At 70.6% G+C, this 19,993-nt stretch carries 17 protein-coding genes and 1 riboswitch; of the genes, 11 read left to right on the top strand and 6 right to left on the bottom strand.

Going from position 1 to position 19,993, the window contains the following annotated elements; all coding sequences use genetic code 11:
* Positions 1-12 precede the first annotated feature (12 nt).
* The 5 genes from ABZW60_RS35800 (at position 13) to ABZW60_RS35780 (ending at position 6,519) form a co-directional block, all read left to right on the top strand.
* Complete coding sequence (locus tag ABZW60_RS35800) at positions 13-942, top strand: oxidoreductase (RefSeq protein WP_355484573.1); 930 nt, start codon at positions 13-15, stop codon at positions 940-942.
* Between the two features lie 57 nt (positions 943-999).
* Positions 1,000-2,574, top strand: coding sequence for a CocE/NonD family hydrolase (locus tag ABZW60_RS35795; RefSeq protein ID WP_355484571.1), 1,575 nt, complete (start codon positions 1,000-1,002; stop codon positions 2,572-2,574).
* A 233-nt stretch (positions 2,575-2,807) separates the two neighbouring features.
* Positions 2,808-5,267 (top strand): LamG-like jellyroll fold domain-containing protein, encoded by a 2,460-nt coding sequence (locus ABZW60_RS35790; RefSeq protein ID WP_355484569.1) that lies wholly within the window; start codon positions 2,808-2,810, stop codon positions 5,265-5,267.
* Between the two features lie 66 nt (positions 5,268-5,333).
* Positions 5,334-6,167: an aldo/keto reductase gene (locus ABZW60_RS35785; RefSeq protein ID WP_355484567.1), complete on the top strand. Its 834-nt coding sequence runs from the start codon at positions 5,334-5,336 to the stop codon at positions 6,165-6,167.
* A riboswitch (guanidine-III (ykkC-III) riboswitch) is annotated at positions 6,167-6,232 on the top strand. (Overlaps the previous gene by 1 nt.)
* A gap of 23 nt (positions 6,233-6,255) precedes the next feature.
* Complete coding sequence (locus ABZW60_RS35780) at positions 6,256-6,519, top strand: hypothetical protein (protein WP_355484566.1); 264 nt, start codon at positions 6,256-6,258, stop codon at positions 6,517-6,519.
* Here ABZW60_RS35780 and ABZW60_RS35775 read toward each other — a convergent pair.
* Positions 6,516-7,370 (bottom strand): hypothetical protein, encoded by an 855-nt coding sequence (locus ABZW60_RS35775; RefSeq protein ID WP_355484564.1) that lies wholly within the window; start codon positions 7,368-7,370, stop codon positions 6,516-6,518. The genes ABZW60_RS35780 and ABZW60_RS35775 overlap by 4 nt on opposite strands.
* A 296-nt stretch (positions 7,371-7,666) precedes the next feature.
* Here ABZW60_RS35775 and ABZW60_RS35770 point away from each other — a divergent pair, with 296 nt between their 5' ends.
* Genes ABZW60_RS35770 through ABZW60_RS35760 form a run of 3 tightly spaced genes read left to right on the top strand, consistent with a single transcriptional unit; the run spans position 7,667 to position 10,646 of the window.
* Positions 7,667-8,701, top strand: coding sequence for a MoxR family ATPase (locus ABZW60_RS35770; RefSeq protein ID WP_355484562.1), 1,035 nt, complete (start codon positions 7,667-7,669; stop codon positions 8,699-8,701).
* A 29-nt stretch (positions 8,702-8,730) separates the two neighbouring features.
* On the top strand, positions 8,731-9,693 hold the full coding sequence (locus ABZW60_RS35765) for a DUF58 domain-containing protein (RefSeq protein WP_355484560.1): 963 nt from the start codon (positions 8,731-8,733) through the stop codon (positions 9,691-9,693).
* Positions 9,693-10,646 carry a VWA domain-containing protein gene (locus ABZW60_RS35760; RefSeq protein WP_355484558.1) on the top strand — a complete coding sequence of 318 codons (954 nt, stop codon included), beginning with the start codon at positions 9,693-9,695 and terminating at the stop codon, positions 10,644-10,646. The genes ABZW60_RS35765 and ABZW60_RS35760 overlap by 1 nt, the downstream gene beginning before the upstream one ends.
* Positions 10,647-10,706: 60 nt before the next feature.
* Here ABZW60_RS35760 and ABZW60_RS35755 read toward each other — a convergent pair whose 3' ends face one another.
* Positions 10,707-11,123: a hypothetical protein gene (locus ABZW60_RS35755; protein WP_355484557.1), complete on the bottom strand. Its 417-nt coding sequence runs from the start codon at positions 11,121-11,123 to the stop codon at positions 10,707-10,709.
* 294 nt (positions 11,124-11,417) lie between these two features.
* Entirely contained in the window at positions 11,418-13,565 is a 2,148-nt protein-coding gene (locus ABZW60_RS35750; RefSeq protein ID WP_355484555.1) for a glycoside hydrolase family 9 protein, read from the bottom strand.
* Positions 13,566-13,868: 303 nt separating this feature from the next.
* Here ABZW60_RS35750 and ABZW60_RS35745 point away from each other — a divergent pair, with 303 nt between their 5' ends.
* The 3 genes from ABZW60_RS35745 to ABZW60_RS35735 all read left to right on the top strand — a co-directional run bounded on the left by ABZW60_RS35745 (position 13,869) and on the right by ABZW60_RS35735 (position 16,597).
* Positions 13,869-14,879, top strand: coding sequence for a LacI family DNA-binding transcriptional regulator (locus ABZW60_RS35745; protein ID WP_355484553.1), 1,011 nt, complete (start codon positions 13,869-13,871; stop codon positions 14,877-14,879).
* Positions 14,880-14,917: 38 nt separating this feature from the next.
* Complete coding sequence (locus ABZW60_RS35740) at positions 14,918-15,901, top strand: hypothetical protein (protein WP_355484551.1); 984 nt, start codon at positions 14,918-14,920, stop codon at positions 15,899-15,901.
* Between the two features lie 198 nt (positions 15,902-16,099).
* On the top strand, positions 16,100-16,597 hold the full coding sequence (locus ABZW60_RS35735; RefSeq protein ID WP_355484549.1) for a DUF3145 domain-containing protein: 498 nt from the start codon (positions 16,100-16,102) through the stop codon (positions 16,595-16,597).
* Positions 16,598-16,816: 219 nt separating this feature from the next.
* On the opposite strand, the gene ABZW60_RS35730 is transcribed toward ABZW60_RS35735, so the two are convergent.
* The 3 genes from ABZW60_RS35730 to ABZW60_RS35720 all read right to left on the bottom strand — a co-directional run bounded on the left by ABZW60_RS35730 (position 16,817) and on the right by ABZW60_RS35720 (position 19,952).
* On the bottom strand, positions 16,817-18,256 hold the full coding sequence (locus tag ABZW60_RS35730) for a carboxyl transferase domain-containing protein (RefSeq protein ID WP_355484547.1): 1,440 nt from the start codon (positions 18,254-18,256) through the stop codon (positions 16,817-16,819).
* A 68-nt stretch (positions 18,257-18,324) separates the two neighbouring features.
* Positions 18,325-19,560, bottom strand: a complete 1,236-nt coding sequence (gene fabF, locus ABZW60_RS35725) for a beta-ketoacyl-ACP synthase II (RefSeq protein ID WP_355484546.1) — start codon at positions 19,558-19,560, stop codon at positions 18,325-18,327.
* A 143-nt stretch (positions 19,561-19,703) separates the two neighbouring features.
* The gene (locus ABZW60_RS35720) at positions 19,704-19,952 is read right to left on the bottom strand and encodes an acyl carrier protein (RefSeq protein ID WP_130380551.1); all 249 of its coding nucleotides are present in this window, start codon (positions 19,950-19,952) and stop codon (positions 19,704-19,706) included.
* Positions 19,953-19,993: the final 41 nt, after the last annotated feature.

Here is a 19,993-nt window from a genome sequence, read left to right as displayed (position 1 = left end):
TAGTGTGGGCGCATGACCTGGACCACGGCGGACATTCCTGACCTGACCGGACGACTGGCGCTCGTGACGGGTGCCACGAGTGGGATCGGGTACGAGACCGCGCTCCAGCTGCTCCGCCATGGCGCGGACGTGCTGGTCGCGGCGCGCAATCCGGAGAAGGCCGCGCAGGCGGCGGAAACGCTGACCCAGAAGGCCGGGAGAGCGCCGACGGTCCTCGAGCTGGACCTCGCCGATCTCGCGAGTGTCGAGCGGGCCGCGGGCGAGGTCGTGAAGTCGTACGACAAGCTCGATCTGCTGGTCAACAACGCCGGCGTGATGGCCCCGCCGTACCGGCAGACCGTCGACGGGTTCGAACTCCAGCTCGGCACGAACCATCTCGGGCACTTCGCGCTGACCGGCAGGCTGCTTCCGTTGCTCCTCGGCGGCAGCCGCGTGGTCACGGTCAGCTCGTTCATGCACAAGACCGTGCGTGGCATCAGCGAGGCCGACCTGCGCCGCCCGGCGGGCAGCTACCGCAAGTGGGAGGCGTACGGGAAGTCGAAGCTCGCCAATCTGCTCTTCATGCTGGAGCTCGATCGGCGCGCTCGCGCGGCCGGGGCCGATCTGCTGAGCGTCGGCGCGCATCCCGGGTACGCATCCACCCATCTGCAGGCCGCCGGTCCCGAGCTCGCCGGCCGCGCCCGGCAGGCACGGTTGTGGGCCGCCGGGACACGCCTGGTCGCGCAGTCCGCTGCGGCCGGCGCCTGGCCGAGCCTGTACGCCGGGACGTACCCGGACCTGCGTCCTGGATCGTTCGTCGGGCCGGGCTTCTTCGAGTATCGCGGGACGCCGAAGGTCGTGCTGCCGACCCGCACCGCCCAGGACCCCGAGCTGGCCGAGCGGCTCTGGGCGTGGTCGGTGGAGGCGACCGGCGTCGATCCGGAACTCACTGTGCCGAGGTAGTGACACAGCGGCACCGTTTTGGTTACCCTCCGGTAATTCCAACTGCCGGAGGTCCCCGTGCGCAGACTTGCCGCCGCACTCGCAGTCGCCCTGACTCTGATCGCGATCGGCCCGCGCGCGGAGGCGAGTCAGGCCGCGCCGGGGTTCAGTACGTCGTACCAGCGCATCCCCGGCGCCGGCGGGATCACGATCGGCGCCGTCGTGCTCACGCCGACCGGGCAGGGTGACGGACCGTTCCCGCTCGTGGTGATGCCGTCGAGCTGGGGCGTGCCGAACGTCGAGTACGTCGGTCAGGGCGCGAAGCTGGCCACCGCCGGGTTCCAGGTGATCTCGTACTCGAGCCGCGGCTTCTGGGACACCGGTGGCGGGATCGACATCGCCGGCCCGCCGACCGTGGCCGACGTGAGCAAGGTGATCGACTGGGCGGACGAGCACACGCCCGCGGACACCGGCCGGGTCGCCGCGGTCGGGATCTCGTACGGCGCGGGGACGTCGCTGCTCGCCGCCGCGCAGGACCCGCGGATCAAGGCGGTCGGCGCGCTCAGCGGCTGGGCGGATCTGATCCGGTCGCTGAATCCGAACGAGACGGTCTCGCTCCAGGCGGTCGCCGGTCTGCTTGCCCTGGGCAATGTCACCGGGCGGCCGGGGCCGGCGATGGCGTCGTTGCAGGCGAAGTTCGTCACCGGCGACTTCGACGGCGCGATCGCGGAGGCGAAACAACTGGCGCCGGTGCGGTCGGCGGCGACCATGGTGGACCAACTCAACGCCCGCGGCCCGGCCGTGTTCCTCGCGAACGCGTTCGAGGACTCGATCTTCCCGCCCACGCAGTACACGGACTTCTTCACCGCCCTGACCGGCCCGAAGCGGCTGCTGCTGGCGCACGGCGATCACGCCACGCCGGAGGCGAGCGGCGCCGTTGGCCTGCCCAATGAGACGTGGGACGAGCTGGCCGGCTGGCTGCGGCATTACCTGACCGGCGCGGACAACGGGGCCGACGCCGAGGCGCCGGTGCAGCTGAAGTCGCAGCGCGGCGTGTGGCGTGGGTATCCGAGCTGGTCGGCGGTCGGGCAGGAGCGGACGTCGTACCTGACCAAGGCGGGTGCGCTGCAGACGAAGGAGTCGACCGGCTGGAGCCGGGCGATCGGCGCAGGCGTGCCGACCGTTGCCGACAGTGGGGTCGCGCTGTTGTCCGGCGCGTTGCAGGGCCTGCTGTCGATCCCGACCGGGGTCGTGACTCCCTTGGTGGACAGGACGTTCGCGGGCGTGTGGTCGGGCCCGGCGTTCGATCGGGCGACCGTCGTCAACGGGTCGCCGAAGGCGCATCTGACCGTGAGGCCGTCGGCGGCGAGTACGTCGCTGTTCGCCTACCTGTACGACGTGGACGCGCTCGGCGTGGGCTCGCTGATCGCGCACAAGCCGTACATGCTGCGCGGCGCGACGCCGGGGAAGGCGGTCCCGCTCGACGTCCGGCTGGAGGCGACGAGCTGGGAGGTGCCGGCCGGGCATCACCTCGTCCTGGTGGTGGACACGGTCGACCCGCGGTACCTCGGCCGGAGTGTGATCGGGTCGACCGTGACGTTCAGCTCGCCGGCGGGCGACCCGTCGTGGGTCAGCATCCCGGTCGCGGCGTGAAGGTCAGCCGCCGGGCCTTCCTCGGCCTGACCGCCGCCCTCGTACCGGTCCACCACGCCGCCCGCGAACCGGCCCGCACGGTGGACACGGCCACCGGCAGGCTGACGCAGGCGAGTGACTTCAGCACCCCGACTCCGGTTTGCGTGAATGTTTGATCGTGCGCGACCTCTTGCGCTTTTGTCGTGAGAACGTTTCCATGGGATCGCCTTTCTCCGCCCCTGAAAGGACCGCCCATGCTCAAGGTCTTGACCGCAGCAGTCCTCGTGGCGTCAGCCGTCCTGGTTCCGACGGCCCAGGCCGCGCCCGAGTGGCAGGCCGGTGTGCCGCCGCTCACGACGCCGTGGACCGACGATGTCTCGCCCACGAACGCGCTCCCGGAGTACCCGAGGCCGCAGCTGACCCGCCCGGAGTGGCGCAACCTCAACGGCCTGTGGGAGTGGTCCGCCGCCGCGCCGGACGAGCAGCCGCCGTTCGGCCGCACGCTCGCCGAGAAGGTCCTCGTCCCGTACCCGATCGAGTCCGCGCTGTCCGGCCTGCAGAAGCACGAGGACCGGATGTGGTACCGCCGCACCTTCCAGGTGCCCGACAACTGGAAGGGCCGGCGGCTGCTGCTGCACTTCGGCGCGGTCGACTACGACGCGAAGGTGTGGGTCAACGGCCGTCAGGTCGCCACGCATCGCGGTGGGTACGACGGCTTCGACGTCGACGTCACCGACGCGCTGCACGCCAAGGGCCCGCAGGAGCTGATCGTCTGGGCGGAGGACCTGACCGACGAGACGTACCAGCCGATCGGCAAGCAGCGCGAGGTCGGCGACCGCGGCATCTTCTACCAGGGCAGCTCCGGCATCTGGCGGACCGTCTGGATGGAGCCGGTGAACGCCGCCTCGATCGGCCGCCTCCAGCTCACGCCGGACCTGCCGAACCAGACACTGAAGGTCACCGCCGACACCAGCACCGGTCCCGCGAACCTCGACGTCGAGGTCACGGCGTACGACGGGCGCCGGCAGGTCGGGAGGGCGACGGGCAAGGCCAACGCCGAACTGCGGGTGCCGATCCCGAACCCGAAGACCTGGTCGCCGAGCACCCCGTTCCTCTACGACCTGAAGGTCAAGCTGTTCGACCGCGGCCGGCTGGTGGACCAGGTCGGTTCGTACGCCGGGATGCGCTCGGTCGGCCTGCAGAAAGGGGCTGACGGCAAGCTTCGGATGGCGCTCAACGGGAAGATCCTGTTCAACCTGTCCACCCTCGACCAGGGCTTCTGGCCGGACGGACTGAACACCGCGCCGACCGACGCCGCGCTCCGCTTCGACCTCGAGCAGCACAAGCGGCTCGGCTTCAACACCGTCCGCAAGCACATCAAGGTCGAGCCGGACCGCTGGTACTACTGGGCCGACAAGCTCGGACTGATGGTCTGGCAGGACATGCCGGCGTCGAAGACCGACGCGATGCCCGAGCCGTGGCGGACGCAGTGGAAGTCCGAGCTGCAGCAGCTGATCGAGGAGCACAAGAGCTTCACCTCGATCACCGTCTGGGTCCCGTTCAACGAGGGCTGGGGCGAGTGGGACCGGGTGGAGACGGGCCAGATCGCGGACTCTGTGAAGGCGCAGGACCCGTCCCGGCTGGTCAACGCGCACAGCGGTGTGAACTGCTGCAACTCGCACGGCGACTCCGGCCGCGGAGACCTGCTCGACTATCACGCGTACCTCGGCCCGGCGACCACCGCGCCGACGGGCGACCGGGCCGCGGTCGACGGCGAGCACGGCGGTTTCGGCCTGAAGGTGCCCGGCCACATGTGGTTCGGCGACGGGTCGGCGTACGAGATGGAGCCGGACTCGGCCACGCTCACCCGTAGGTACGTGGAGAACCAGACCGACGTGCTGAGGTCGGCCGCGCAGTGCGGCATCAGCGGCTCGGTCTACACCCAGATCACCGACGTCGAGGGGGAGCTGAACGGCTTCTTCACCTACGACCGGCGGGTGCCGAAGATGGACTTCGCCCAGGTGCGGAAAGTCAACGAGCAGATTGTCGACAATGCTGACGGCAGCGGGAGCGGGGTCCCTGATCCCGGTCCGGGCACGCCAGGGGCCGAAGGCATCCACTTCTACCCGCTGGACGGATCGGGTGAAGATGCCGTCGGCAACAACGACGCGACGCTCCAGGGCGGCGCGGTCTACGGACCCGGCAAGAACGGCGAAGCCCTCGTGCTCAACGGGTCCGGCCAGTACGCCGATACCGGCGCCACGCTGCTCGACACCAGTAAGAACTACACCGCGAGCGCCTGGGTCAAGCTCAACAAGGCCGACGGCGCGTTCCAGACGTTCGTCAGCCAGGACGGCGATCGCGACAGCGCGTTCTTCCTGCAGTACTCCGGGCAGGACCAGCGCTTCGCGATGAGCTTCCCCGGGATCCGGGCACTGTCGCCCACGAAGCCGAACCCGGGGCAGTGGTACCACGTCACCGGCGTCCGCGACGTCGTGAAGGGCCAGCTGAGGCTGTACGTCGACGGGCAGCTGGTCGCGGCGAAGAGCGCCTGTTCCCTGGACTCGAGCTCGACCGGCAACACGGTCATCGGACGGGCGAGGTTCGGCGGCAACCCGGTCGACTTCCTGGACGGGACCGTCGACCAGGTCCACCTGTACGACCGGGCGCTGACCGACGCGGAGGTGCGGACGCTGTACGAATCCGGTCGCTAGTTCGAGATGCGCAGAAGCCGCCGAGCCCCGATCCTGGTAGGTAACCGACCAGCGGAGGTGAGTGCGATGGCCGCACCCAGCCAGGTACTCGCTCCCCGCGACACGGCCCGGTTCCGGCCACCACGGTTCGGCCTCGGCGGCTCCCACCTCGGCAACGACCTGCCCGGCGCGACAGCGGACGAGGCAGCGGACGACAGAGCCGACGAGAGGGCCGTCGCGACCGTCGACGCGGCGTACCAGGCCGGGATCAGGTTCTTCGACACGTCCCCGGCGTACGGCGCCTCGGAGCGGCGCCTCGGTACGGCGTTGCGGCGCCGCCCGCGGGGTGAGTTCCTGGTGTCGACGAAGGTCACCGGCGCCGATCCGGAGGAATCGGTCCGGGCCAGCAGCGAGCGGCTCGGTCTCGCGGTCGACCTGGTGTTCGCGCAGGACGAGTCGGCGTACCCGGCCCTCGACCGGTTGCGGCGCGACGGCGTGATCAAGGCGGTCGGCGCGGCCTCGGACGACTGGCGCGAGCTCGACCGGCTGGTGCGCGACGTCGAGCTGGACTGCGTGCTGCTGACCGGCCGGTACGGGCTGCTCGACCAGTCGGCCAAGCCGCTGCTCGACCGGTGCGTGGCGCGTGCGGTGTCCGTGATCGTGGCCGGTGTCCTCACGCCGCAGGTCCTCCAGGTGCAGACCATCCAGGCCCGCCGGATCTCGGCGGTCTGCGAGCGGTACGGCGTCTCGCTGCCGCAGGCCGCGCTCGCCTTCCCGACCAGGCATGCCGCGGTCACCTCGGTAATGATCGCGGCGTCCTCCCCGGCGGAGATCCGGGCCGACGCCGCCCTCGTCCGGCAGCCGGTGCCGGAGAAGCTCTGGAAGGATCCGGAGTTGCTGCGTTTGCTATCGTCGAACTAGGAGTCCGCGTTCCCGCGGCTCCCCGGACGAGCGGCGCCGTACCCGGTCTGTCAAGACGACGCCTCACCCCGCAGGAGGGGGTCGTCCCATGCACGTTCTCGATGTCGTCGAAATCGTTGGTGCGCTCACCATTCTGGTCGCCTTCGCGGCCGCCCAGGCCGGCCGGCTGCAACAGCGCACGGTCACGTACCAGCTCCTGAACCTGCTCGGATCAGGTGTGCTGGCAACGATCGCCGCGGTGCAGTCGTCGTGGGGCTTCCTGCTCCTCGAGGGCAGCTGGGCCGTGATCAGCCTGATCGGCCTGCTGAACCTGGGACGGCGCGAGCAGGGACGGCGCGAGCAGACGGCCTAGAACTTGTCGCCGGGGTTGGTCGCCGTACCGGGCGAACCCGTCGGCGCGTCGGTCGGGACACCGCCGGTGGTCGACGTGCTGGACGGCGGGCCGGTCGTCGGCGGTGTGACCGAGCCGGAGCCACTGCCGGGCGGCGGCGTGGTCGGCGTGACCGTGACCGTCGTGGTGCCGGTCGGCGTCGGGATCACGGGCTCCGGCTCCAGCGGCTCGGCGTGCCGGAACAGCAGCCACGCGAGGAAGACCGCGAGCGCCATGATCACAGCCATCGTCAGCAGCGCGAACCCGAGCGCCCACCACGACGGCGGACGGAGCGCGTTCGGCCACGGCAGCGGCCAGATCCGGAACAGGCCGGGGCGCCGCCGGTTCTCCCAGTAGTGCCGGAAGTCGGGGCCGCGGAGCTTGCCGGGCTGCGGGATCCGGTCCATCAGCACCGCGGACAGGATCTCCTCGCCGCGACGCTCCGCGATCAGCCGCTCGTCGGACGCCGCGCTGGACCCGTCGTCGGCCCGGATCGGCCCGATCGCGACCCACAACGCCAGATCGTCGTCGTCGGAGTCGTTGTGCGCGAGCACGACGTCCTCGGGCAACTCGTCCACGGCGTACACGAACCGCTCGCGGGCGGCGGCGTCGTCGGCCGAACCCTCGGTCATCATCGCGACGACGGCCTCCCGGCCGTCCTCGGCACTGACCGCGTACAGGTAACCGGCCGCGTTCGCGCCGAGACGGCCGCGGAGCCAGAACTCGCCGACCCGGGGCGGGTCCTCCGGCTGCAGCGGGAGGGCGTCCGGAATCTCCAGCACGGCCGGGGTGTCCGCCGGCTGCACCTCGGGCTGGGATTCGGTCGCAGTCATCACCCCCAATCCCACCACATCCCTGGTAGCACTGTCGCCGCCGCTCCTCCGAGCCGACTCTGTGCACCAGGTCCGTACGGCGACGCGGCCGGCGTACGGACCTGGTGCACAAAGTGCGATCGGGGGAGGCGGGGCGGCGTCGAGGGGCGGGATTTGGGGCGGAGGGGGAGGATGGGGAGGGACTCTGGCAGGCCCTGCGGCTGCTGGCCCCGGTGATCTGATGGAATGGCCGGTGTTGCGAAGTGGGGAACGACGGTGAATGACAAGGTCCGCGCGCGGACCCCGGAAGGACAGGCATGACCGAAACCACGGTGCCGACAGGTTCGGTTGCCCAGCAGTCCCGGCTGATCGGCGAGGCGGTCAGCGAGGTCAAGCGGGTGATCGTCGGCCAGGAGCACATGGTCGAGACCCTGATGGTGTCGCTGCTGGCCAAGGGTCACTGCCTGCTCGAGGGTGTGCCGGGCGTCGCCAAGACGCTGGCCGTGCGGACCTTCGCGAGTGTCGTCGGCGGCACGTTCGCCCGGATCCAGTTCACCCCGGACCTGGTCCCGTCCGACATCGTCGGCACCCGGATCTACCGGCAGACCCGGGAGACCTTCGACATCGAGCTCGGCCCGACGTTCGTGAACTTCGTGCTGGCCGACGAGGTCAACCGCGCGCCGGCCAAGGTGCAGTCGGCGATGCTGGAGCTGATGGCCGAGCGGCAGGTGTCGATCGGCGGCCAGACCTTCCCGATGCCGAAGCCGTTCATCGTGATCGCGACCCAGAACCCGATCGAGTCCGAGGGTGTGTACCCGCTGCCCGAGGCGCAGCGTGACCGCTTCCTGGTGAAGATCGACGTCCCGCATCCGCGCGGCCACGAGGAGTTCGAGATCCTCCGCCGGATGAGCGTCGACCCGCCGGAGCCCCGGCAGGTGCTGCAGCCGGAGACGATCCTCGAGCTGCAGCGGTCCGCGGAGCAGGTGTTCGTGCACAACCTGGTCGCGGAGTACGCCGTCCGCCTGGTGATGGCGACCCGGACGCCGACCGACTTCCACCTGCCCGACCTGGAGCCGATCATCGAGCTCGGCGTCAGCCCGCGCGCGACCCTGGGCCTGATCGCGGCCGGCCGGGCGCTGGCGCTGATCCACGGGCGCGACTACCTGCTGCCGAGCGACATCCAGACCGTCGCGCTGGACGTGATGGGCCACCGGCTCGGCCTGACCTTCGACGCGGTCGCGGACAACATCGACCCGCGCGCGGTGATCGAGCGGATCCTGGCCACCGTCCCGCCGCCGCAGCCGGTCTGGCGCGACGGCGCCGACGGCACCGGCCGTCCGGAGTTCGTGTAGTGCCCAACCGCCCCGATCCACGAGCTGCGATGACGATCTCGCAGCTCGCTCCCGAGCGTGCGCTGCGGCGGCTGGAGCTGACCGTCGTCCGGCGGCTCGAGGGCTATCTGCACGGCGAGCATCTCGGCCTGCTGCCCGGGCCGGGCACCGAGCTCGCCGAGGCGCGTGAGTACCAGGTCGGTGACGACGTACGGCGGATGGACTGGGCCGTCACCGCGCGCACCACGGTCCCGCACGTCCGCGACCTGATCGCGGACCGTGAGCTGGAGACCTGGGCGCTGGTGGACCTGTCCGGCTCGATGGACTTCGGGACGTCGACGCTGGAGAAGCGCGAGCTCGCGGTCGCGGCCGTCGCCACCGTCGGGTTCCTGACCCACCGGCTCGGCGACCGGTTCGGTGGGCTGATGCTGCGCGACTCGGCGCTGCGGCGCTGGCCGGCGCGGTCCGGGCGGCTCGCGCTCTACGGCCTGCTGCGCGCGCTGCTGGCCGAGCAGTTCAGCACCGACGACGAGGTGCACCGCAGCGACCTGGCGGCGGCGCTCGAGTCGATGGCGCGCACCCAGCGTAAGCGCGGACTGCGCGTGATCGTGTCCGACTTCCTCACCCCGCAGGACGGCGAGATCGCCACCCAGATCGAGCCCTCCTGGGAGCGCGCGATGCGCAAGCTGACCGCGCAGCACCAGGTGCTCGCGGTCGAGATCGTCGACCCGCGGGAGCTGGAGCTGCCGAACATCGGAGTGGTCACGATCGGTGACCCGGAGACCGGCGAGGTGCGTGAGATCGACACCCGGCGGCGCAAGGTCCGGGAGGCGTTCGCGACGGCCGCACTGGCACAACGGGAACGAACCCGCGCCGCCCTGCGTAGGGTAGGTGCCGGGCATCTCGTGCTGCGTACCGATCGCGACTGGGTCGCCGACACCGTGCGGTTCGTGCTCGCCTACCGGCGGGTCGCGCCCCGCCTGCACCAACCGCCGAAGGGAGTGGCTCGCTGATGGAGTTCCTGTCTCCGGGGCGGTTGTGGTTCCTGCTCCTGATCCCGCTGATCATCGCGGGGTACATCTTTCTCCAGCACCGTCGCTCGCAGTACGCGCTGCGCTTCACCAACATCGCGCTGCTGGACCGGGTCGCGCCGCGGCGCCCGCAGTGGCGCCGGCACCTGGCCGTCGGGCTGGCGCTGCTGGCCGCGCTGATGTGCATCGTGGCGTTCGCGCAGCCGAAGGACAAGGTCAAGGTGCCGCGCGAGCGGGCCACGATCGTGGTCGCGATCGACGTCTCGCTGTCGATGATGGCCACCGACATCGACCCGAACCGGCTCGAGGCGGCGAAGAAGTCGGCGAAGAACTTCGTCAACCAGCTGCCGGGCAAGTTCAACGTCGCGCTGGTGAACTTCGCCGGTACGGCGTCCATCATCGTGCCGCCGACCACCGACCGGGCCACCGTGCTGCGCTCGATCGACGGGCTCGAGCTGGCCGAGTCGACCGCGACCGGTGAGGGCATCTTCACCTCGCTGCAGGCGCTCACCCAGGTCCCGCCGGACCCCGAGCACCCGAACGACCCGGCCCCGGCGCGGATCGTGCTGCTGTCCGACGGCAAGCGGACGGTCGGCCGCACCGCCCAGGAGGGCGCGCAGGCGGCGAAGGCGAAGAACACCCCCGTCTACACGATCTGCTTCGGCACCGACTCCGGCTTCATCGAGATGGACGGCATCCGGCAGCGGGTGCCACCGGACCGCGCCGAGCTGCGCACCGTCGCCGAGATCAGCGGCGGCGAGGCCTACACCGCGGAGTCGGCCGGCGAGCTCGAGGACGTCTACAAGGACATCGGCTCCTCGGTCGGCTACGACGAGGTCGACAAGGAGATCACCGCCCGGTACGCCGGTATCGCGATGCTCTTCACCCTGGCCGCCGCCGGCGCCTGCATCGCCCTGGCCACCCGCTTCCCGTAGGCCCGGAGAGACCGGGAGGAACGCCCGCGCGAAGTCCTGGCGCGGGCGTTGTGGAGGCGATCAGAAGGTGCCGGGCAGCGTGACCGAGATGCCGTTGGTCGTGTCGGTGACGGTCACATCACCGAAGACCACCGTCATCGGCGGGCTGCACTTGGGCTGGAAGGTGGCCGTCAGGGTCAGCGAGAAGTTCGCCTTGCCGTTCTGGACCGGGAAGTCGCCGGCCGCGCTGAACGTCTGCTTGTTCGCCGCGGACGGGAAGTTCTGGCCAGGGTTGAGGCAGGCGGCCTCGGCCGAGATGACGATGTGCACCTGATCCTCGTTGCCGAGCCCCGCTTCCTTACCGGAGACGGTCAACGAGCTGCCCGACCGGGTGACGGTCGGGGTGCCGACGAAGTGCGGGCTGCCGGCCGACGCGGTCGGCAGGAAGAACACGGAAGCGGCGATGGCCGCGAGCAGCATGAGTACGAACCTGCGCATGAGGCTTCCTCCTTCGGAGGATGCGAGCAGTGCGGCTGCGGGGCGGAGCGCAGCGATCGTGAACGCGGCGTGCACGGTTCCTGACCGTGCGACGTCCTGAACTCGCTCGGCGATCACCGCGCCACCGGCGGTGCGCGGGCGTTGGCACGGACCGTCGTACGCCGATCACCGAGGTCGATCGGTGCCGCCCCACCTACCGCGACCGTTGCCATGAGCCCATGCCGTCACAGAGTTCCCCCAGGCTCAGCTCGACCATAGGCCTCATCGCAGGGCTGAGAAAGACCTACCAACGGGTCATCTCGTGTCCGCGTACGCGGTCAGCCAGGCGAGCGCGGAGTTCCAGTTCACGGCGACCTCGTTGGTCGAGTAGGAGCCGATCTCGTCGAGGTAGCAGGTGGCCGGGGCACAGCCCTGGAGGTTGCGTTGGGCAACGGGGTCCTGGAGGTGCGAGTTCGGCCCGCCGGCGAGCGAGCCCGGGTACGGCGACGGCAGCGCCGGGTTCAGCGAGTGCGCCCAGAAACGGTGGTGCTGGTGGTGGCTCGACCGCTCGCCGTAGCCGGTCACGTACGACTGGCCGATCGCGTTCCGGCCGAGCAGGTAGTCGAGCGACTCGAGCGCCGCGGAGCGGTACGCCGGCCTGCCGGTGAGGTCCGCCGCGATCGCGAGGATCATCGCGTTGTTCGCCGTACCGGAGTTCGAGCCCCAGACGTACTGCCCGTCGGCCGGCTTGTACGGATTGGCGTAGCCCTGCGACCTGAGGCCGGCGAGGTAGCTGTCGGCCACCGACGCGATCCGCTGCCGTAACCGGAGCCGGTCGAGGAGCGGCAACCGATACGCCACGCGTGCCAGCGCCAGATCGGCCAGGCCGCCGGTCTCCTGCCAGGAGAACCCGTCGGCCGCCTGCAGCGTCGTCGTGATGAAGCGTTTGTACGACGTCCTGCCCGTTGCCCCGAACAACTCGGCGGCTGCCCAGGAGAACTCGTCCGTCACCTTGGTGTCGTCGTACGCGCCGCCGCCTTCACCGCCGGGCGGGGCGTAGATCGCGGGGTTCTGCCGCGCGGCGGTCCACGCCTTCTCGGCCGCCGACAGGCAGCGGGCCGCGAACCGGTGGTCCCAGCGTGCGTAGACCCGCGCGCACCGGGCGCCGACGGCCGCGAGGTTGAGCGTGGCCGCGGTCGACACCGGGTAGAGGTATCGCGGCTGCGGATCGGCCGCCGGGGGAGTCCCGAGCGCGGTCCACTTCTCGTCGTGCACCTTGTGGTGGACCAGGCCGCTCGGCGCCTGCATGCGGAGGAGGAACTCGAGCTCCCACCGGGCCTCGTCCAGCACGTCGGGGACCCGGTTGCCGCCCTCCGGGATCTTCAGGCTCACGCCGGCACCGGTCTCTTCGTACAGGTCGAGCAGTTGCCAGGCCGCGAGCGCGCCGTTGACGACATACTTGCCGTGGTCGCCCGCGTCGTACCAGCCGCCGCGCACGTCCAGGCTGTAGTCGCAGGTACCGGGGTAGCAGGGGACCGACGTGTCGCCCTGGTTGGGTGCGACGCCGAGGTGGCCGGCGGCCCGGGCGTACTCGGCGCCGACGTACTGCGCCTCGATCGCGATGCCGCTGCGGTTGTTGTAGAAGTACGCGAGCGCGTCGCGTCGCAGCCCGGCGTACACGTGGCTCCCGATGTCGAACGGCTTGCTCACGTCGTCGCCGACCGCCAGCCTGAACCCCGTGCCGGTGCCGTGATAGCGGCCGAAGTCGATCAGCTGCACAGCGTCTCCGGACAGGGCGTCCGGACCATACGGTTCGGTATGCCCGCTCGCGACGACCTGGTTGCCGGCGGCAATAAGTCGCCAGTCGAGGGGTGTGGTCGCGGTCGTGACGTAGGTGGCGCGCTTCGGGCCGTCGGCGACGTACCCGAGTTGGTTCACGCGCACCGCCGGCCCGAAGTCGCGGACGCCGCCCGGTGGGACGATGCCGCCGATCACGGAGATGTTGTCCAGGCAGAGCGTGTACGGCTCGGTCGCGCCGCCGGCCTGGAACGAGATCTGGCCGTGCGTGTCCGTGACCGGCGAGATCCCGGCGAACGTGTAGGTCTGGGGGATCGTCGCGGCCTCGACGGTCTTGTTCAGCACCGTCGCATGCGGCGCGGCCGCCTGCTGGAGCACGGCACGGAACTGGACCGGACGGCTCGCCGACGCGTCGAACCGCAGCGTGTACGGCTGTCCCTGCTCGATCGGCAGGTCGTCCTGGCCGATCATCGAGTCCCACGGGTTGACCGTGCCGCCCGGGACCTGGGCGCAGAGCCGTCCGTCGGTGACGGCGGTCGGCGTGTTGCCGCTCGACCACCAGGGCTCCTTCCCGGCGTCGAAGGTCCCGTTGAGCAGCCGTTCGTACGACGGGTCCGCGGCGACCGCCGCACCAGGCACAGCAACCGGCCGAGCCGCAACGGGCAAAGCCGTAACCGGCCGAGCTGCAACGGGCAGGGCTGTGACCGGTAGGGCGGTGACGACTGCGGCGACAAGTACGGTGACGGCGGCGCGTTGTCGGGCGGTGGGCATGGGCCGTGCCTCCATCGGGACCGGGAGCGCTTCCAGTTCGCCTCCGAATCGTGCCGACCGCACCGCCCGGCGTCAAGGGCGCAGAGCCCTTGAATCCAGCGCTTTCCGGCATCGAGCGCGAACTCGGGAGCGCTTCCAGCTCGAACCCCGCGTCCCGATGGTTTACCCTCGACCCACTCAATCGTTAAGGACGATCCGGTGGCCGACCTCCCGAAACGCCAAGTGACGCTCGACGAAGTCGCCGAGCGGGCCGGTGTGTCCCGGTCGGCGGCGTCCCGGGTGATCAACAACGCCCCGCACGTCAGCAAGGCCAAGCGGGAGGCCGTGCAGCGCGCGATCAGCGACCTCGGCTACGTGCCGAACGCCACCGCCCGCGCGCTCGCGACCCAGCAGGCCGGCGCCGTCGTGCTCGCGATCTCCAGCGACAACGCCCAGGTGTTCGCGGATCCGTTCTTCGCGGAGGTGGTGATCGGGATCAGCTCGGTGCTCGAGGACACCGACCTGGAGCTGATGCTGATGATGGCCACCTCGAGCCGCGGGCAGACGCGACTCGAGCAGCTGCTGCGGACCCGGCAGGCCGACGGCGTGATGCTGATGTCGATGCACGGCGACGATCCACTGGCGCATCTCGCGGAGAAGGCCGACGTGCCGGTGGTGTTCGGCGGCTCGCCGGTGAACTTCGAGCCGCGGTACTACGTCGACGCCGACAACCGCGGTGGCGCCCGGCTGGCGACCGAGCACCTGGTCGCGACCGGCCGGCGGCGGATCGCGACGATCACCGGGCGGATGGACGAGGGCGCGGGCACCGCGCGGTACAAGGGATATCAGGACGCCCTCGCGGTGGCCGGCCTGGACGCGAACCGCGTCGCCCACGCCGATTTCTCCGAGGAGGGCGGCACCCGCGCGATGCAGGAGCTGCTCGCCGCGCACCCGGATCTCGACGGCGTGTTCGTCGCGTCCGACCAGATGGCCATCGGCGCCCTGCGGGTCCTGCGAGACGCCGGCAGGTCAGTACCGGACGATGTCGCGCTCGTCGGGTTCAACGACATCACCACTGCCCGCCACACCAGTCCGCCGCTGACCACGGTCAGCCAGCCGATCCAGGCGCTCGGCCGCGAGATGGCCCGCATGCTGCTCGCCGTCATGTCCGGCGAGACTCCGACACCGCTGATCCTCCCCACTCGCCTGGTTCCGCGCTCTTCGACCTGACCCTGGCGGGGCAGGCCGTTCAGGCGGACGCTGGACGCGTGGAACCTCGCAAGTATCTGGAGACGGCGATCGAGCGGACGCCGATGTCGGGTCACGTCGGGAAGTCGGGCGCCACGCTGGAGCGGCTCGTACTGGAGGACGGCCGGCGACTCGTCGTGAAGCGGTCGTCGCCCGGCACCGACCTGCTGATGGCACTGTCGGGCGACTCGTTCGGGCGCGAGTACCTGATGTGGTCGAGCGGAGTACTCGACCAGCTCCCGCCCGCGATCGGGCATGCGATCGTCGACGGCTGGCAGGAGGAGGACGTCACCGTGCTGGTGATGCGCGACCTGGGTGACGCCGTGCTCACCTGGGACGACCGGCTCAGCCGCGAACAGTGCCGCCGGGTGTTCGCCGCGGTCGGTTCGATGTACGACGGCTTCCTGGACCGCGTCCCGTCGAGCCTCACCCCGTTGGTGACGCTGGTCGGCATGTTCACGCCGGATCGCATTCGGCCGCATGCCGGCGGTGAGAACCCGTTGCCGGACCTGGTCCTGCGCGGGTGGGAGCTGTTCCCCGGCATGGTGCCGCCGGACGTCGCCGAACCGGTGCAGCGGTTGCTCGCCCGCCCGGAACCGCTGGTGGACGCGCTGCGGGCCCGGCCCTGCACGCTGGTGCACGGCGATCTGGCAACGGTCAACATGGCGTTCGAGGGTGAGCGACTGACGTTGCTCGACTGGAGCATGCCGGCCGAGGCGCCGGCCGCGCTCGACCTGGCGAGGTTCCTGGCCGGCTGCGCGTCGGTGATCGACGCGTCCCGCGAGCAGGTGATCGAGGACTTCCGTGACCTCGTCCTCGCCGGCGGTGACGAGGCTGCCCTCCGGCTGGCCCTGCTCGCCGGCCTGCTCTGGCTGGGCTGGAACAAGGCCCTCGACGCCGCCGAGCACGAGGATCCGGCGATTCGTGCCCGCGAGCGGGCAGATCTCGACTGGTGGGTCGACGAGGCTCGCCGGACCCTGGCCGCGGGTCTGCTGACCGGTTGAGGTTCGCGACACGACGGTGATGTGGTTGACACGGCGAGGTTACTGGTGTTCCAGGGGGTGGTGGTGCAAGATGTACAGAAGTTTCGCGGGGTATCTTGTGGTGCCTTGTAGAACTGTATTAAGCAACTGATCCGCCGGGATCTACACAGGGTGTTCGAGAACGCTGGGGAAGGCGCCCCTCGAGCACAGGAGGTCCCGGTGGCGACGACTCGTGGCGTTCTGTACGTCCACACGGTGCCGTCAGCGTTGTGCCCGCATGTCGAGTGGGCCGCGGGCGGCATCCTTGGCGTGCCCGTGAAACTGGATTGGACACCGCAGCCGGCGGCCCAGGGCACGTACCGGGCCGAGCTGTCCTGGCAGGCCGAGGCCGGTACCGCGGCCAAGCTGGCGTCCGCCCTGCGCGGCTGGCAGAAGCTGCGGTTCGAGGTCACCGAGGAGCCCAGCAACGGCGCCGAGGGCGAGCGCTACTCGTTCACGCCCGAGCTCGGCGTCTTCCACGCGACCACCGGTGTGCACGGCGACATCATGGTGCCCGAGGAGCGGCTGAAGGCCGCGATGCTGAAGGCTGCCAGTGGCGAGGCCGACCTGACCGAGGAGGTCGAGCGTTTGCTCGGTCGCCCCTGGGACGACGAACTGGAGCCGTTCCGCTACGCCGGCGACGGCGCCCCGGTGCGCTGGCTGCACCAGGTGGTCTGAGGGTGGTCTGAAGGGTTCCTGAGAACTTCAGAAGAAACCGATGAGAGCCGGCGACTTCGCCGAACTTTTCGATGAGACTGAGCATCTGACGTTGCACAAGGGTGGGAGGGGCCGTGGCCGCTGGGCCACCGGGTGTCGGGACACCCCCGGTGGTTGTCTAACAACAGCGGCCGCACCATGTGAAGGGCACGAACCTCAGGGTTCGTGCCCTTCGGCTGTCTAGAGCGGGATGTTGCCGTGCAGGCCGCGGGTGCGACCGCCGGCCTCGGCCTTCGCGAGGGCGGTGGCCAGTGCGGTGGCGAGCGCGGTGCGGGTCCGGGTGGGCTCGACGACCTCGTCGACCACGCCGATCTCGCGGGCCCGGTCGATGCCCCCGGCAATCTTCTCGTGCTCCGCGGCGAGCTCGGCCTCGACCTGCGGCCGGAGCTCGGGATCCACCTCGGCGAGCTTGCGCCGGTGCAGGACGCGGACCGCCGCGACCGCGCCCATCACGGCCACCTCGGCGCGCGGCCAGGCGAACACCCGGGTCGCGCCCAGCGAGCGCGCGTTCATCGCGATGTACGCCCCGCCGTACGTCTTGCGGGTCACCAACGTCACCCGCGGTACGACGGCCTCGGCGAACGCGTGCAGCAGCTTGGCGCCGCGCCGGACGACGCCGTCCCACTCCTGACCGACACCGGGCAGGTACCCCGGGACGTCGACCAGGACGACGAGCGGTACGCCGAACGCGTCGCACATCCGCACGAACCGGGACGCCTTCTCCGCGGACAGGGCGTCGAGGCAACCACCGAGCCGGAGCGGGTTGTTGGCGATCACGCCGACCGTGCGTCCGCCGAGGCGGCCGAGCGTGGTGACGATGTTCGGCGCCCACCGCTGGTGGAGCTCGACGCCGGTCCCTTCGTCGAGCACCCCTCCGACCAGCGGATGGACGTCGTACGCGCGCTTCGCCGACTCGGGCAGGAACCCGGACAGGTCGATGTCCGGTATGTCCGTGGCCATGGACCCCTGGTTGGCCAACAGGTCGGTCAGGCGACGGGCCTGCCCCAGGGCCTCGGCCTCCGAGTCGGTGGTGATGTGGACGACGCCCGAGCGCCGGCCGTGCGGCTCGGGGCCGCCGAGGCGCAGCATGTCGACGTCCTCGCCGGTGACCGAGCGGACCACGTCCGGGCCGGTCACGAAGATCCGGCCCTCCGGACCCAGCACGACGACGTCGGTCAGCGCCGGTCCGTACGCCGCGCCGCCCGCGGCCGGGCCGAGGACGACGGAGATCTGCGGGATCTTCCCGGACGCCTGCGTCATCGCGTAGAAGATCTTGCCGACGGCGTGCAGGCTGAGCACACCCTCGGCCAGCCGGGCGCCGCCGGAGTGCCACAGGCCGATGATCGGCACCTGCTCCGCGCGGGCCACGGCGTACGCCTCGACGACGACCTCGCAGCCCTCGTCGCCCATCGCGCCGCCCATCACGGTCGCGTCCGAGCAGAACGCGACCACCGGAGCACCCTCGACGGTGCCGCGGGCGGCGACCATCCCGGACAGGTTGTCCGGCGTGAGCAGTTCCAGGCTGCCGGGATCGAGCAGGTTGGTCAGCCGGGTGACAGGGTTGCGGGGGTCGAGTTCCCGGGGGAGCTTGGCCGGCTTCGCCGGCGCGGTCGTGGTCATGCGGCCCTCCGAGGGGGTGCGGAACTCAGCTGCCGCCCGGCGGGTTCCGCCGGGCGGCGGACGGCGTGCTAGACCGACTTGAAGGCGATGGCGGCGTTGTGCCCGCCGAAGCCGAACGAGTTGTTCAGCGCGGCGATGTCGCCGTCGGGCAGCTTGCGCTGCTCGGTCGCGACGTCCAGCTCGATCTGGTCGTCGAGCTTGTCGATGTTGATGGTCGGCGGCGACACCCGGTTCTGCAGGGCGAGCACGGTGGCGACCGACTCGACCGCGCCGGCGCCGCCGAGCAGGTGGCCGATCATCGACTTCGGCGCGGTGGCGACCGCGTGGTCGGCCTCCTTGCCGAGCGCCTGCCGGATCGCGATCGACTCGGCGATATCGCCCTGCGGGGTCGACGTGGCGTGCGCGTTGATGTGGAAGATGTCGGCCGGGGTCAGGTCGCCCTCGGACAGCGCCCGCTCCATCGCCCGCCGCGCACCGGAGCCGGTCGGGTCGGGCTGCGCGATGTCGTGGCCGTCGGCGGAGATCCCCGCGCCGGCGAGCTCGGCGTAGATCTTCGCGCCACGCGCCTTCGCGTGCTCGTACGACTCCAGGATCAGGATGCCGGCGCCCTCACCGAGCAGGAACCCGTCGCGGTCCACGTCCCACGGGCGCGACGCCCGCTCCGGCTCGTCGTTGCGCTTGCTGAGCGCCTGCATCATCCCGAACGCGGCCAGCGGCAGCGCCATGATCGCGCCCTCGGCGCCACCGGCGATCACCACGTCCGCGCGGCCGAGCCGGATCTGGTCCAGCCCCAGCCAGATGGCCTCGTTACCGGAGGCGCAGGCCGAGACGGGGGTGTGCACACCGGCCTGCGCGCCGAACTCCAGGCTGACGTAGGCCGCCGACGAGTTCGGCATCAGCATCGGGATCGCCAGCGGCGACACCCGGCGCGGGTTGGACTGCAGGGCGTCGTAGTTCGCCAGGGTGGTGTGCAGGCCGCCGATCCCGGACGCGACCGCCACGCCGAGCCGCTCCTTGTCGAGCCCGGAGTCCGCCAGGCCGGAGTCGGCCCAGGCCTCGCGGGCGGCGACCACGGCGAGCTGCGCGGTGCGGTCGAGGCGGCGGGCCTTGACCCGCTCGATGACCTCGGTCGGGTCGACCGCGGCCGGTGCGGCGATCTGCACCGCCAGGTTCTGCACCCACTCGTCGGTCAGCCGCCGGGCGCCGGAGCGGCCCGCCAGCAACCCTTCCCAGGTGCTGGTCACGTCGCCCCCGAGCGGGGTCGTGGCACCGAGCCCAGTGATGACGACCCGGGTCTTCGACATGGTTACCTCATCCTTCACATGAGAGATCTGCGGTTGGGAGCGAGGGGTGGTGGTGCGGGGTGTTGCGGGAGTGCCGCCGATGTACTGCGTGGTGCTCATCGGGCTGACCCGATGAGCACCGGCCAGCACGGGTGACGCGGAGGTCAGCCGTTCTGGGCGCGCTCGATGAACGCGACGGCGTCGCCGACGGTCTTCAGGTTCTTGACCTCGTCGTCGGGGATCTTCACGTCGAACTTCTCCTCGGCGGCCACCACGACCTCCACCATGGAGAGCGAGTCGACGTCGAGGTCGTCGGTGAAGGACTTGTCCAGCTGGACGTCCTCGACCGGGATGCCGGCGATCTCGTTCACGATCTCGGCGAGGCTGGAACGGATCTCTTCGGTGCTGGCCATCTTCTTGGGTTCCCTTTCGGATTTCTGCTGACTTACCGCCG

Origin of the sequence: Kribbella sp. NPDC003557 (genome assembly GCF_040610805.1) — a bacterium.
GTDB lineage: Bacteria > Actinomycetota > Actinomycetes > Propionibacteriales > Kribbellaceae > Kribbella.
This window is presented reverse-complemented; position numbering and strand designations above follow the sequence as displayed.

Excerpts from the sequence above, each read along its gene's own strand:
- ABZW60_RS35800 (WP_355484573.1), top strand. The coding sequence starts at position 13 with ATGACCTGGACCACGGCGGACATTCCTGACCTGACCGGACGACTGGCG.
- ABZW60_RS35790 (WP_355484569.1), top strand. The coding sequence starts at position 2,808 with ATGCTCAAGGTCTTGACCGCAGCAGTCCTCGTGGCGTCAGCCGTCCTG.
- ABZW60_RS35785 (WP_355484567.1), top strand. The coding sequence starts at position 5,334 with ATGGCCGCACCCAGCCAGGTACTCGCTCCCCGCGACACGGCCCGGTTC.
- ABZW60_RS35780 (WP_355484566.1), top strand. The coding sequence starts at position 6,256 with ATGCACGTTCTCGATGTCGTCGAAATCGTTGGTGCGCTCACCATTCTG.
- ABZW60_RS35775 (WP_355484564.1), bottom strand. The coding sequence starts at position 7,370 with ATGACTGCGACCGAATCCCAGCCCGAGGTGCAGCCGGCGGACACCCCG.
- ABZW60_RS35770 (WP_355484562.1), top strand. The coding sequence starts at position 7,667 with ATGACCGAAACCACGGTGCCGACAGGTTCGGTTGCCCAGCAGTCCCGG.
- ABZW60_RS35765 (WP_355484560.1), top strand. The coding sequence starts at position 8,731 with ATGACGATCTCGCAGCTCGCTCCCGAGCGTGCGCTGCGGCGGCTGGAG.
- ABZW60_RS35760 (WP_355484558.1), top strand. The coding sequence starts at position 9,693 with ATGGAGTTCCTGTCTCCGGGGCGGTTGTGGTTCCTGCTCCTGATCCCG.
- ABZW60_RS35755 (WP_355484557.1), bottom strand. The coding sequence starts at position 11,123 with ATGCGCAGGTTCGTACTCATGCTGCTCGCGGCCATCGCCGCTTCCGTG.
- ABZW60_RS35730 (WP_355484547.1), bottom strand. The coding sequence starts at position 18,256 with ATGACCACGACCGCGCCGGCGAAGCCGGCCAAGCTCCCCCGGGAACTC.
- fabF (WP_355484546.1), bottom strand. The coding sequence starts at position 19,560 with ATGTCGAAGACCCGGGTCGTCATCACTGGGCTCGGTGCCACGACCCCG.
- ABZW60_RS35720 (WP_130380551.1), bottom strand. The coding sequence starts at position 19,952 with ATGGCCAGCACCGAAGAGATCCGTTCCAGCCTCGCCGAGATCGTGAAC.